Here is a 13,706-nt window from a genome sequence, read left to right on the forward strand (position 1 = left end):
TTGCTGCCTTGCAACATGACACGGCCCCACGGTCAGCGGAGAATCAATCAAACAAGCGTTTGATTAAGCCGGAGGCTCCATGGGCAATACCACGCACTTCTCCACCAAGGAACGGATACTGGGGGCCGCGGAAGAGCTCTTCGCCCAGTACGGCTTTGCAGGCACCTCCCTGCGGCAGGTGACGAGTCGCGCAGACGTCAACATCGCGGCCGTCAACTACCACTTCGGCAGCAAGGAAAACCTGGTCAACGAGGTGTTCCGTCGCCGCATGGACGACATGACCGCCGCCCGCCTCACCCTGCTTGAAAAGGCACTGGCCGGGCGCCCGGGCGAGCTGGAACCCATCCTCGCCGCCTTCGTCGAGCCGGCGCTGGCGCTGGCCCAGGATCGCCACGGGGGCGGCGCCTTTGTCCGGGTCATCGCCCGCGCCTACGCCGAAAAGAACGATGGCCTGCGCAAGTTCCTCTCCGACCACTACGGCCATGTGCTGCGCGAGTTCGGCAAGGCGATCGCCGCCTGCGTGCCGGGCCTCAGCAAGGAAGAGCTCTACTGGCGGCTGGACTTCTTTTCCGGCGCCCTGACCTACGCCATGGCCGACTTCGGCCTGATCAAGCGCCCCACGGGCGTCACGGAAGCGGCGCACCGTGAGCGCGCCGCCCGCGAACTCATCCGCTTCGCCGAGGCCGGCCTGCGCGCCGACCATGTCTGAAACCCCTGCAATCCAAGGAAATTCCATGTCCAATCCATTGCTTGTACGCAAGGCGGCCGTTCTGGGCGCTGGTGTCATGGGCGCGCAGATCGCCGCGCACCTGACCAATGCCGGCGTCGACACCGTGCTGTTCGACCTGCCTGCCAAGGAGGGCCATCCCGACGGCATCGTGCAGAAGGCCATCGCCAACCTGGCCAAGTTGAGCCCTGCCCCTCTTGCCAGCAAGTCGCTTGCCGAAGCCATCACGCCCGCCAACTACGAGACAGGACTCGAGCACCTGAAGGGCTGCGACCTGATCATCGAGGCCATCGCCGAGCGGATGGACTGGAAGCAGGACCTCTACAAGAAGATCGCCCCGTTCGTGGCCGATCATGCGGTACTGGCAAGCAATACATCAGGCTTGGGAATCAACAAGTTGGCGGAAGTTCTTCCAGAACAACTTCGCCATCGCTTCTGTGGCGTGCACTTCTTCAACCCACCACGCTACATGCACCTGGCCGAACTGATTCCGGCCAAATCCACCGATGCCACCGTCCTCGAAGGTCTGGAGACCTTCCTGACCACCACCCTGGGCAAGGGCGTGGTCTATGCGAAGGACACCCCCAACTTCATCGGCAACCGGATCGGCGTGTTCTCGATCCTGGCCACCGCCCACCACACCGGCGAATTCAAGCTGGGGTTCGACGAAGTGGACGCCGTCACTGGCCCGCTGATCGGCCGCCCGAAGTCGGCGACCTACCGCACCTCGGACGTGGTCGGTCTGGACACGATGGCCCATGTCATCAAGACCATGGCCGATACCCTGCCCGATGACCCGTGGCACGCCTACTTCAAGTCGCCGAAGTGGCTGGACGCGCTGATCGCCAAGGGCGCGCTTGGCCAGAAGACCGGTGCCGGCATCTTCCGCAAGGTCGGCAAGGACATCGTGGTCCTGGACCTGGAGAAGCAGGACTACCGCGCCGCCGACCGCACGGCCGCGTCCGAGGTGGCCGAGATCCTGAAGATCAGGAATCCCGCGGAGAAGTTCGCCAAGCTGCGCGAGAGCCAGCACCCGCAGGCGCAGTTCCTGTGGGCCGTGTTCCGCGACCTGTTCCATTACAGCGCCTATCACCTCGCCGACATCGCCGAAACCGCGCGCGATGTCGACCTGGCTATCCGCTGGGGTTACGGCTGGTCGCTCGGTCCGTTCGAGACCTGGCAAGCCGCCGGCTGGAAGCAGGTGGCGCAGTGGATCGCCGATGACATCGTGGCCGGCAAGGCCATGAGCAGCGCACCGCTGCCGAACTGGGTGTTCGACGGCCGCGAGGGCGTGCATGGTGCCGAAGGCAGCTACAGCCCGGGCCGCAACGCCAAGCTGCCTCGCTCGGCCCTGCCGGTCTACCAGCGCCAGCGCTTCCCGGATCCTCTGCTGGGCGAAGCCTTTGCCCAGGGCGAGACCGTCTACGAGAACGACGGTGTGCGCCTGTGGACCGACGGCGACGGTATCGGCGTGGTCAGCTTCAAGACCAAGATGCACACCGTCTCCGACGCCGTGCTGGACGGTCTGCAGGAAGCCATCGCCATCGCCGAGCAGAAGTTCAAGGGCCTGGTGATCTGGCAGCCGAAGGAACCCTTCTCGGCCGGTGCCGACCTCGCAGGCGCCCTCGGTGCGCTGCAGGCGGGCAAGATCGCCGATTTCGAAGCGATGGTGGCCAATTTCCAGGCCACCAGCCAGCGGATCAAGTACTCGCTGGTACCCGTGGTTGCCGCCGTGCGCGGCCTCGCGCTGGGCGGCGGCTGCGAGTTCCAGATGCACAGCGCACGCACGGTTGCGTCGCTGGAAAGCTACGTCGGCCTGGTAGAGGCCGGCGTGGGCCTGCTGCCCGCCGGTGGCGGCCTGAAGGAAATCGCCGTGCGTGCGTCGCAGGCCGCCGGCCCAGGTGGCGACGTGTTCGCCGAGCTGAAGAAGACCTTCGAGACCGTGGCGATGGCCAAGGTGTCCGCTTCCGCCGTCGAGGCCAAGGAGCTGGGCCTGATGCGCGCGGGCGACAAGATCGCCTTCAATGCCTACGAACTGCTGTACATCGCCAAGCAGGAAGCCCTGGCGCTGGCCGAGACCGGCTACCGCCCGCCCCTGCCCGCCCGCCGCATCCAGGTGGCCGGTGACGTCGGCATCGCCACCTTCAAGATGATGCTGGTCAACATGCTGGAAGGCCGCTTCATCAGCCCGCACGACTACGAGATTGCCGTGCGCATCGCCACCGTGCTGTGCGGCGGCGAAGTCGACCGCGGCGCACTGGTGGACGAAGAGTGGCTGTTGAAGCTGGAGCGCAAGCACTTCGTTGAACTGGCGCAGCAGGAAAAGACCCAGGCGCGCATCGGCCACATGCTGAAGACCGGCAAGCCCCTGCGTAACTAAGCGACGGACAAGGACACATCGAAATGAGCAAGCAGATCCAAGAAGCCTATATCGTCGCCGCCACCCGCACGCCGGTCGGCAAGGCGCCGAAGGGCGTATTCCGCAACACCCGTCCGGACGACATGCTGGCGCACGTGCTGAAGTCCGTGGTCGCGCAGGCGCCGGGCATCGACCTGAGCCGCATCGATGACGCCATCATCGGTTGCGCCATGCCCGAGGGCGAGCAAGGCATGAACGTGGCGCGCATCGGCCTGCTGCTGGCGGGCCTGCCGAACACGATCGCCGCGCAGACCATCAACCGCTTCTGCTCGTCCGGCCTGCAGGCCGTAGCGATGGCGGCCGACCAGATCCGCCTGGGCAATGCCGACCTGATGCTGGCCGGCGGCACCGAGAGCATGAGCATGGTGCCGATGATGGGCAACAAGATCGCGATGGCGCCCAGCGTGTTCGACAACGACCACGTGGCCATTGCCTACGGCATGGGCATCACCGCCGAGAAGGTGGCCGAGGAATGGAAGATCTCGCGCGAGGACCAGGACGCGTTCGCCGTTGCTTCGCACCAGAAGGCCCTTGCCGCGCAGGCCGCGGGCGAGTTCAGGGACGAGATCAGTCCCTACGAAGTGATCTCGCGCCAGCCCGACCTGGCCGGTAACACCGTTCGCCTGAAGAAACTGCTGGTCGAACAGGATGAAGGCCCGCGTGCGGACACGTCGCTGGAAGGCCTGGCCAAGCTGCGGACCGTGTTCCGCAATCCGCAGTTCGGCGGCACCGTCACTGCAGGCACCTCGTCGCAGATGAGCGATGGCGCCGCCGGCGTGCTGCTGGCCTCGGAGCAGGCGATCAAGGATTACGGCCTGACCCCGCTGGCCCGTTTCGTCAGCTTCTCTGTCGCCGGCGTGCGCCCGGAAGTGATGGGCATCGGCCCGATTGCCGCCATCCCGAAGGCCCTTAAGCAGGCGGGTCTGACCAAGGACCAGCTGGACTGGATCGAGCTCAACGAAGCTTTCGCCGCGCAGGCGCTGGCGGTGATTCGCGACAGCGAACTTGACCCTTCGAAGATCAATCCGCTGGGTGGCGCCATCGCCCTCGGCCATCCGCTGGGTGCGACTGGTGCGATCCGCACTGCCACCATCGTCCACGGCATGCGTCGGCGCCAGCAGAAGTACGGCATGGTCACCATGTGCATCGGCACCGGCATGGGCGCGGCGGGCATCTTCGAATCGCTCTGACGTTACCCGCACTTCTGTGTTGAACGAAAAAGGCGCCGAAAGGCGCCTTTTTCACCGGTGCGGCGCCTTCGCTCACGCCATCCGCGCACCGTTGGGCACCGGCCGCTCCACCGTGGTGATCACCACGCCGGCATCGGTGTGGAAGCCGGTCAGCAGGAACTCGGACAGGAAGCCGCCGATCTGCTTCGGAGGGAAGTTGATGACACCCACGATCTGCCGCCCGACCAGGTCCTCCGCGGCATAGAGCGCGACGATCTGCGCGCTGGTCTTTCTGACCCCATGTGGCCCGAAGTCCACCCAGAGCTTCCACGCCGGTTTGCGCGCCTGCGGGAATGCCTCGACTTTCAGCACGGTACCTACGCACAACGCGACACGTTCGAAATCTGCCCATTCGATGAGATCGTTCGTTTCCGTCATGTCGGTCACCTGTGCTCCATCCTGTCTTTCCACGCATCCTTGAATTCCGCCCACCAGTAGCCGAGCTGCGCGCCCATGAAGCCCGCCGGTTTCAATGCGGATACCAGCCCATAGTCCGAAAACTCACGCCAGCGCGGATCTTCCTGGACGATGGCGCTGGCGATGATCTCCCCGGCGAACGTGGTGGGTGCCACGCCATGCCCGCCGAACGCCTGCGCAACCCACAAGCCGTCCTCCACGCGCCCCACCTGAGGCATCTGGTGGCGGGCATAGCTCATCAGGCCCGACCATGCGTAGTCGATGCGGACGCCTTCAAGCTGGGGGAACACCTTCAGCATGTCGCGATACAGCAATCTCCGTACCTCCGCGGCCGACCGGTCCAGCACGGAGATGCGTCCTCCCCACAACAGCCGCGTGTCCGGTAGCGGTCGGTAGTAGTCGAATGCGAACCGGGTGTCGTAGACCGCGGCCTGCGTCGTGAGCGCGTCCCGCATCCGTGCATGCAGCGGTTCGGTCACCATCACATAGGTGGCGATGGGCAATACGCCCGCATCCACGCGACGATGCAGGCCGGCAAGATAGCCCCCGCAGGCCAGCACCACATGACGTGCCCTGACCTGCCCCTGCGGCGTGGCCACGCGCCATCCCACGCCATCCCGCACCAGCGCGGTCGCAGGCGAGCGCGCGAACAGAGCAACCCCTTGTTCCTTTGCCACGCGTGCAATGCCGCGCGCGTACTTCAGCGGATGAAAATGGAATGCGTCGGGCTCGAACAGGCCGTCGTGATAACGGTGCGTCCGGATGTGGCTTCGCAGCGTTTCCTGCGGCATCCATCGCCAGTCCTGACCATATTGATCCGCCAGCAGGCGCTGCCGGCTCCGCAACACCTCCGGATCCTTGAACCAGTTGGCCCAGATGATCCCGGCGTGCGTGTCGTCGCAGGCAATGGCATGGCGCGTGATGCGTTGCCGGATCAGGTCGACAGCATCCGTTGTGCCGTCATAAAGAGCCCTTGCGCGCTGGGCACCCAGGTCGTGCAGGAGCGCGTCCTCACCCCGCGAGAATCCGCCGAACACGAAGCCCCCGTTGCGACCCGAGGCACCATACCCGGCCGCTTCGGCCTCGAGCAGCACGACATCACGGACGCCCCTCTCCGACAGGCCCAGCGCGGTATTGAGCCCGGCAAACCCGCCGCCGACGATGCAGACCGATGCATCCACGCTCCCGTGCAGAACTGGCGATACCGGGACCGCGCCAGCCGTATCGAGATAGTAGCCGGCCCCGGAGGTGTCGACCGCAGACATGGCATCCATCGAGTGACTCGAGGCGAAGGGTTTCGATCAGACGTTCGGCAACGCGGAACCCTACTCGAGTTCCCGCACGCCCAGTTCGGCCAGGGCATCCTGCATCATGACGCGTGCCGCATCACTGAGTTTCTCGTGGTCGAGTGCGTAGCGGATGGTCGCTTCGATGAGGCCGATATGCGTACCGCAGTCGAAGCGGGTGCCCTTGAAGCGATAGGCATGTACCGGTTTTTCCAGCAGCAGCGCCGCGATGGCATCCGTCAGCTGGATCTCGCCACCGGCGCCCGGCACCGTACCTTCCAGCAGGGCGAAGATGCGCGAATCGAGCACATAACGGCCGACGACCGCCAGATTGCTGGGCGCGACCTCCGGCTTCGGCTTCTCCACGATGCCACGGATGCGCCCCTCCCTTCCGGTGAAGGCGTCGGTGGCCACGATGCCGTAACTACCTGTCTGGTCATGCGGCACATCCTGCACCGCGATGACGCTGGCGCCCGTCGTTTCGGCGGCGTCGGCCATCTGCTTCAACGCACCGGGCCCACGGTTCCATATCAAATCGTCGGGCAGCAGGACCGCGAAGGGTTCATCGCCCACGATCGGCTTGGCGCACAGCACGGCATGCCCCAGACCCAGCGCCTCGGCCTGCGTCACGAAAACAGCGCGTACGTGGCTGGGCAGCACATTCCGCACCAGTTCGAGCTGCTCCAGCTTTCCGGCCCGCTCCAGCTTCTGCTCGAGCTCATAGGCCTTGTCGAAGTAGTCGGCAACCGCATGCTTGTAGCGGTTGGTGACGAAGATCAAGGTGTCGCAGCCGGCCTCCACCGCCTCGTCGACGGCGTACTGGATCAACGGCCGATCGATGATCGGCAGCATCTCCTTCGGCACGGTCTTGGTCGCGGGCAGAAAGCGGGTGCCGAGACCGGCGACGGGAAAAACGGCTTTGCGGATTCTGGCAGTGGTCATCGGGTCCTGCGGGCATCGCGACCTGGGAATACCACGATGTTAGCCGAAGAATCATCCTGGTCGTTTGACAACGGTGCGAACTCGGGAACCGCGATCCGCAGCACCTCTCCCAACTCGTTCGTATCGTACCGAGCGTGTGCTGCCCGCATGCGCTGCAGAGCCAGTTCGATGAACTCGGGCGCCACTTCGCGCGCAAGCGCCTTCATGATCTTCGAGTGAGAGGTGGGCTGGTAGCGCTCATCTGCGTGGAAAAGCGTTTCGTGCAGCTTCTCCCCGGGGCGAAGACCGGTGTAGACGATGGCGATATCGCGCCCGGGTTGCCTGCCTGCCAATCGGATCATCTGTTCCGCCAGCAGGCGGATCGGCACCGGATCGCCCATGTCCAACGTGTAGATGGATGCATGCGCTGCGCCTGAAGCGGCCTGCAGGATCAGCTGGCACGCCTCGGGAATGGTCATGAAATAGCGCGTCACGTCCGGATCGGTGACGGTAACCGGCCCGCCCTTGCGGATCTGTTCCCGGAACAAGGGGACTACGCTACCCGCGGAATCCAGGACGTTGCCGAAACGCACCGTGACGTATCGCGTTCCCGAGCGCGCATCATCGAGCGCCTGGCATGCCATCTCCGCAAGGCGTTTGGTCGCACCAAGCACGTTCACGGGATCCACGGCCTTGTCCGTGGAAATCAGCACGAAGGTCGCGACACCCGCTTCACGACACGCACGTGCCACCGTTTCGGTTGCCAGAACATTGTTGCCAACCGCTTCTCGCAGATGCCCCTCAAGTAACGGCACCTGTTTGTAAGCTGCGGCATGGAATACGGCATCAGGCTCTGCCATCTTCAGCGCGTGCTCAATGACGGCCGCATCTCCGCAGTTGCCGAGTATCGGAAGAACCTCAAGATCCGGGAAAGCTCGACGAAGATCGCCCTGGATCGTGATGAGCGCCAGTTCGTCGATTTCAACCAGTGCGATCCGCTGGGCACCATGGCGAGCACATTGCCGGCAGAGCTCCGAGCCGATGGACCCGCCCGCACCGGTCACCATCACGGTCCGTCCGCCCAGCCAGCCCCGGATGAGCTTCCAGTCGGGCGTGACGGATTTTCGGCCAAGCAAGTCCTCGATCGCGACCTCCTTGAGGTCGCCCGGCATGGACTGTCCTTCCAGCACGTTGACCAGTCGGGGCACCATGCGGAAAGGCAACCCGGTGCTTTCGCAGATCGCCACCACGCGTTGCATCGCCGGCGCATCGAGGGACGGCATGGCGATGACCAGCATGCGGGCAGCGGTTTCGCGCGCAACCGCCGCCGCGTTCTCCAACCCTCCCAGCACGGGAATGCCCTGCAGTTTTGATCCGTGCAGCCGTGACGCGTCGTCAAGGAAGGCGACCGGTTGATAGATTCCCGTGCGCCGGAGCTCGCGTACAAGAGCTTCGCCTGCCCGGCCGGCGCCCAAGATCAGCACTCGGGACGCACTTTCGTTGCTGCGGTTGACCTGACTGTCCTTCCATGCGCGGTAAGCGAGCCTGGGCAGGCCAAGGAAGCCCACCAGGGCAAACGGGTAGAAGCCCAGCACTGCACGCGGCGTGGAACCGAACCGGTTGTAGAAGAACAGCCCAAGGACAACGCCCAGGAAGCCCAGCGCACACGCCTTCACGATATTCCAGAGGTCTGGAAGACTGGCAAAGCGCCAGAGACCGCGATACAGCCCCATCCACCAGAACACGGCGCCCTGCGCCAGCAGAACGATGGCAATCTCGTTCGACCAAAGGGGAAACGCCGGTGCTTGGGCGAGCATTGCGTACCGAAGACGATGCAATACCTGCCAGCACAGCCACACCATCGTCAGATCATGGGCCGCTACCAGAAGGCGCGGCATGAAGCCACTCAATCGATCCCGCCAGGACTCCATCAGCTCCGTCTCCGTGTGCTATCAGCTACGCCATCCTCGGCGCAATAAAACCCATAGCGCCCCACCGAACCCGTAGACGGCGATCACCGCGCCCAGGGTAGCTGCCACCGTTGTCCGGGGCATGCCATAGATTAACAATAAGGTAACGCCGCCGAACACCATGTAAATCACGGTTACGGCAGCGTGCCCGAATCGACGCGCGCCGAACTGGTAGAGATGGCCCACATGAGGTGTCCACCATTGTTCGCCCCGGAGCATGCGCCCCAGTAACGTGAAGCCTGCGTCGACGAGAAAAGCACACAGGGGCAGCAGCAACAGGGGGGCGCTGGCCGATGGCAGCGCAAGGAACGCGGCGGTGGCAAGCCCGGCCAACGCATAACCCAGTGCCCCACTGCCCACGTCCCCCAGGAAGATCCACGCCCTGGGGAAGTTGAAGGGCAGGAAGCCGACGCAGGCCCCGAGCAGCGCCAAGGCAAGCCAGTGCCATCCCCCCACCAGCAAGCCGGCATAGGCCAGTGCCGCCAATGCAGCCTGGCTGGCTGCCAGGCCATTGATGCCGTCCATGAAGTTCCAGACATTGACCAGCACCATGGCCATGCCAAAAGCCGCCACAGCCGGCAACCACTGCCCGCTTTGCCATCCCGCCGCCGCTGCCAGGCTGAGCGCCGCCACCGCCTGGACCGCCAGTCGCAGCCAGGGCGACAAGGGCCGATGGTCGTCCCACCACCCTATCCCGGCGACAATCAACAGGCCGGGCAGGAAGCCCAGCCACAGCACATCCATAGCCTCTGGAATCAGCGCAAGGTACAGGCCGGCAGCCACGAGTACGGCCACAATCGCGATGCCGCCGCCGCGGGGCGTTGCGACGCTGTGACTCCGGCGCTCACCCGGCTGGTCCATGAGGTTGCCGCGCAGGGCGTATCGGCGCGCCAGCCAGGTTCCCACGGCGGCAGCTGCCGCCAGCAGCAGAAGCCAGACGAGCAGGCTCGGCATCAGACGACCGCGTAGTTCAACAGTGGCTTGATCGTGCCCCACTCCTTGCAACTCGGGCATTGCCAATGATGCGTCCTGGCGCCGAAGCCGCACTGGGTGCACCGGTAGCTCGGATTCCGCACCAGCAGTTGATCGGTGATGTGCTTGAGATCATGCAGCGTGGCCGACGCGTCCGCACCTTCCGCCAGCGTGAGGTCGATCAGTGCCGCTTCGCCGCGCACGGACGGCCGGTCCTTGAGCTGACGTGCAAGGTAGGCCCGTGCGGCGGCAACGCCGTCCTGCCGTTCGACCAGGCGCGTCAACGCCAACACCGGGGCGATTCCCCGGTAGTGCTCGCACATCTCCGACAGGAATGCCCGCGCTCCGGACAGATCACCCACTTGCTCGTAGCCGGCCAGCAGGCTCGGCAACACCTCGGGAAGGTAGTCCGGGTCATGTCGCGCAGCGCGTTCGAACGCGCGAATCGCCGCTTCCGAATTGCCCGCATCGGTTTCAATGCGACCTTCGAGGATGCCGGCACGTACGCTGCCTGCATCGGCCTGGTAGGCGCGTGCCACCGCTGCCCGGGCGGCTTCGACGCTGTTCGCTGTCCGTTGCCGCTCGGCCAGCTCGCATTCGAACTGGGCGATCAGCTTGCCCATCGGTTCGGTCGTGACCTCTTCGTAGCGTCGCGCGTTGTCGATCGCCTTCTCCCAGTCGCGCTCGGCCTGGTAGATGCCGATGAGGTGCTTGAGCGCCTGCGGAGCACGCTGGTCGATGCGCGCCAGATCGGTGAACACGGTTTCCGCGCGATCCAGAAGGCCGGAACGCATGTAGTCCTCGCCCAATGCGAGCAAGGCTTGTACGCGCTGCGCATCACTCAGGTCAGCCCGTTGCACGAGGCCCTGGTGCAGGCGGATGGCGCGATCCACTTCGCCACGACGACGGAACAGGTGACCCAGGGCAACCTGCGTCTCGAAGGTTTCCTTGTCCAGCTCCGCGATATGCAGGAACAGCTCGATCGCCTTGTCCGGCTGCTCGTTGAGCAGATAGTTCAGGCCCCGGAAATAGGTACTCGACAGTCGACTGACCTGTGTGTCGCCGTGACGTTGTCCGCCGCGACGGCCGATGATCCACCCGCTGAGCGCAGCAAGCGGAAGGAACAGGAAGAACCAGAACCATTCGGTCAGGAAAGCCATGGGTTCAGGCACCGCCATCGATGGCCGATGAGGTCCCCGCCCCGTGGGCCGCGGGCTGGGCGGCCCGGGTCGCCTTCCTGAGCTTGGCGTACAAAGGCCATACCAGGGTGGCCAGCACGATCAGGCCGCCGATCACCACCCCCAGCAGCAGGGACAGCATGATGCCGACGCCGGAAGACGTCTGGAATTCGGTGAAAAGGAGTTTCAGCGTGATCGGCTGCGTGTTGAGCACACCGATGATGAGTCCGTAGGCCAGGAACAACAGTGCGACGACCAGGCGGAACATGTTCATCAGGCGACTCCTTGCGGGATGCGCCTAGCTTAACGGAGTAGACGCGGAACGACACACACGCGTCGATGGCGGGCTATTCCCCGCTTTCCTCGATGGGGGTGACGTCACTGACGCGTTCGCGCAGTTCCTTGCCCGGCTTGAAATGAGGGACATGCTTGGCCGGCAACGCGACCGACTCGCCGGTCTTCGGATTGCGTCCCATCCTGGGCGGACGGTAATGCAGCGAGAAACTGCCGAACCCGCGGATCTCGATACGGTCGCCCTGGGCGAGGGCCCCGCCCATCATCTCCAGCAACGCCTTGACGGCCAGGTCCACGTCCTCGGCCTTGAGGTGCGGCTGGCGGCGGCTGAGGATCTCGATGAGTTCGGATTTGGTCATCGCATGCGGAATTCGGACGGATGAACCCGCGCCGGCCCGGGTACTCCGGGCCGGCGGGGAACGGTACTGCTAGTGGTACTGCAACGGCGCGAGCCGCTTACTCGGACTTGCCACCATCCAGCTGTGCACGCAGCAGCGCGCCCAGGCTGGTGGTACCGGTGGAAGCTTCGGCAGCGGACTTGTTGTACTCGGCCAGCGCCTCGGCGGTTTCGGCTTCGTCCTTGGCCTTGATCGACAGCTGCAGCGTGCGGCCCTTGCGGTCCATGCCGATGAACTTGGCTTCGACCTTGTCGCCGACCTTCAGGTGCTGGCTGGCGTCGTCCACGCGGTCGTAGCTGATGTCCCGCGCCATCACGTAGCCTTCGATGCCATCGGCCAGTTCTATCGTGGCGCCCTTGGCGTCCACTTCCTTCACCGTACCTTCGACCTTCGAGCCCTTCGGATGGGTCGCCATGTACTGGCCGAACGGATCCTGCTCCAGCTGCTTCACGCCCAGGCTGATGCGCTCGCGCTCCGGATCGACCGCCAGCACCACGGCTTCCAGCGTGTCGCCCTTCTTGAAGTTGCGCACGATGTCTTCGCCGGTGGTGTTCCAGCTGATGTCGGACAGGTGGATCAGGCCGTCGATGCCGCCGTCCAGGCCGATGAAGATGCCGAAGTCGGTGATCGACTTGATCTGGCCGGACACCTTGTCGTTCTTCTTGTGGGTGGCCGCGAAGGTTTCCCACGGATTGGCGGCAACCTGCTTCATGCCCAGCGAGATGCGGCGACGCTCTTCATCCACGTCCAGCACCATCACTTCGACTTCGTCACCGACCTGCACGACCTTGGACGGATTGACGTTCTTGTTGGTCCAGTCCATTTCGGAGACGTGCACCAGGCCTTCGACGCCCGGCTCGATCTCGACGAACGCGCCGTAATCGGTGACGTTGGAGACCTTGCCGAACACGCGGCTGTTGGCCGGGTAACGGCGGGCGATGTTGTCCCACGGATCTTCGCCCAGCTGCTTCAGGCCCAGCGAGACGCGGTTGCGCTCACGGTCGTACTTCAGCACGCGGACATCCAGCTCCTGGCCGACTTCCACGACTTCGGACGGATGGCGCACGCGCTTCCAGGCCATGTCGGTGATGTGCAGCAGGCCGTCGATGCCGCCCAGGTCGACGAACGCGCCGTAGTCGGTGAGGTTCTTGACCACACCCTTCAGCACCACGCCTTCCTGCAGCTTGTCCATCAGCTGCTCGCGCTCTTCCGAGTGCTCGCTCTCGACCACCGCGCGGCGGGAGACGACGACATTGTTGCGCTTGCGGTCCAGCTTGATGAGCTTGAACTCCAGCTCCTTGCCTTCCAGGTAGCCGGGATCGCGCACGGGGCGCACATCGACCAGCGAACCCGGCAGGAATGCGCGGACGTCCTTGATGTCGACGGTGAAACCACCCTTGACCTTGCCGCTGATGCGACCGGTGATGGTTTCGTTCTTCTCCAGGGCTTCTTCCAGCTCGTCCCACACCATGGCGCGCTTGGCTTTCTCGCGCGAGAGGACGGTTTCACCGAAGCCGTTCTCGAGGGAGTCGAGTGCGACCTTGACTTCGTCGCCCACGCCCACGTCGATTTCACCGGCGTCGTTCCGGAACTGTTCGATCGGCACGATGCCTTCGGACTTCAGGCCCGCGTTGATCACCACCACGTCGTTGCGGACTTCCACGACGACGCCGGTGACGATCGCGCCCGGCTTCAGCTTGGCCAGATGGGTCTGGCTCTGTTCAAACAGTTCGGCAAATGATTCGGTCATTGAAAAATACTCGGTTGATGACACAGACCGGGCGCACCTGAAGATGCACCGCGATCCACCCGTTGTCGGCCGGCGCGGGATTGCGTGTGGCCGTGAGTGTTGTGGTTGTTGAACCGCACGGAGGATTCCGGGCGGACCTTCTGCT

12 protein-coding genes are annotated in these 13,706 nt (G+C 64.4%); 3 read left to right on the plus strand and 9 right to left on the minus strand.

Going from position 1 to position 13,706, the window contains the following annotated elements; genetic code table 11:
* Positions 1-79: 79 nt before the first annotated feature.
* From WBN46_RS13610 to WBN46_RS13620, 3 genes are read left to right on the plus strand one after another with little or no spacing between them, the layout of a single operon-like run.
* On the plus strand, positions 80-709 hold the full coding sequence (locus WBN46_RS13610) for a TetR family transcriptional regulator (protein WP_192202570.1): 630 nt from the start codon (positions 80-82) through the stop codon (positions 707-709).
* Positions 710-734: 25 nt separating this feature from the next.
* The gene (locus WBN46_RS13615) at positions 735-3,107 is read left to right on the plus strand and encodes a 3-hydroxyacyl-CoA dehydrogenase/enoyl-CoA hydratase family protein (RefSeq protein WP_337732036.1); all 2,373 of its coding nucleotides are present in this window, start codon (positions 735-737) and stop codon (positions 3,105-3,107) included.
* A gap of 23 nt (positions 3,108-3,130) precedes the next feature.
* Positions 3,131-4,336, plus strand: a complete 1,206-nt coding sequence (locus WBN46_RS13620) for an acetyl-CoA C-acyltransferase (protein ID WP_337732037.1) — start codon at positions 3,131-3,133, stop codon at positions 4,334-4,336.
* A 72-nt stretch (positions 4,337-4,408) separates the two neighbouring features.
* Here the strand turns inward: WBN46_RS13620 and WBN46_RS13625 are convergent, their stop codons facing one another.
* From WBN46_RS13625 to rpsA, 9 genes are all read right to left on the minus strand, one after another.
* Positions 4,409-4,753, minus strand: a complete 345-nt coding sequence (locus WBN46_RS13625; RefSeq protein WP_337732038.1) for a tRNA-binding protein — start codon at positions 4,751-4,753, stop codon at positions 4,409-4,411.
* Positions 4,754-4,758: 5 nt separating this feature from the next.
* A complete protein-coding gene (locus tag WBN46_RS13630; RefSeq protein ID WP_337732039.1) occupies positions 4,759-6,066 on the minus strand; it encodes an FAD-binding oxidoreductase in 1,308 nt (435 codons plus the stop codon).
* A 51-nt stretch (positions 6,067-6,117) separates the two neighbouring features.
* The gene (gene galU / locus WBN46_RS13635) at positions 6,118-7,020 is read right to left on the minus strand and encodes a UTP--glucose-1-phosphate uridylyltransferase GalU (RefSeq protein ID WP_337732040.1); all 903 of its coding nucleotides are present in this window, start codon (positions 7,018-7,020) and stop codon (positions 6,118-6,120) included.
* The gene (locus WBN46_RS13640) at positions 7,017-8,930 is read right to left on the minus strand and encodes a nucleoside-diphosphate sugar epimerase/dehydratase (RefSeq protein WP_337732041.1); all 1,914 of its coding nucleotides are present in this window, start codon (positions 8,928-8,930) and stop codon (positions 7,017-7,019) included. The genes galU and WBN46_RS13640 overlap by 4 nt, the downstream gene beginning before the upstream one ends.
* Positions 8,931-8,951: 21 nt before the next feature.
* Positions 8,952-9,923 carry a lipopolysaccharide biosynthesis protein gene (locus WBN46_RS13645; protein ID WP_337732042.1) on the minus strand — a complete coding sequence of 324 codons (972 nt, stop codon included), beginning with the start codon at positions 9,921-9,923 and terminating at the stop codon, positions 8,952-8,954.
* A complete protein-coding gene (lapB, locus tag WBN46_RS13650) occupies positions 9,923-11,101 on the minus strand; it encodes a lipopolysaccharide assembly protein LapB (RefSeq protein WP_192202578.1) in 1,179 nt (392 codons plus the stop codon). Before lapB ends, WBN46_RS13645 begins: the two co-directional genes overlap by 1 nt.
* Before the next feature lie 4 nt (positions 11,102-11,105).
* The gene (locus WBN46_RS13655) at positions 11,106-11,393 is read right to left on the minus strand and encodes a LapA family protein (RefSeq protein WP_337732043.1); all 288 of its coding nucleotides are present in this window, start codon (positions 11,391-11,393) and stop codon (positions 11,106-11,108) included.
* A gap of 73 nt (positions 11,394-11,466) precedes the next feature.
* The gene (locus tag WBN46_RS13660; RefSeq protein WP_192202580.1) at positions 11,467-11,772 is read right to left on the minus strand and encodes an integration host factor subunit beta; all 306 of its coding nucleotides are present in this window, start codon (positions 11,770-11,772) and stop codon (positions 11,467-11,469) included.
* A 97-nt stretch (positions 11,773-11,869) separates the two neighbouring features.
* The gene (gene rpsA / locus WBN46_RS13665; RefSeq protein WP_337732044.1) at positions 11,870-13,561 is read right to left on the minus strand and encodes a 30S ribosomal protein S1; all 1,692 of its coding nucleotides are present in this window, start codon (positions 13,559-13,561) and stop codon (positions 11,870-11,872) included.
* Positions 13,562-13,706 lie beyond the last annotated feature (145 nt).

Source organism: Pseudoxanthomonas sp. CCNWLW251 (assembly GCF_037402255.1).
Classification (GTDB): domain Bacteria; phylum Pseudomonadota; class Gammaproteobacteria; order Xanthomonadales; family Xanthomonadaceae; genus Pseudoxanthomonas_A.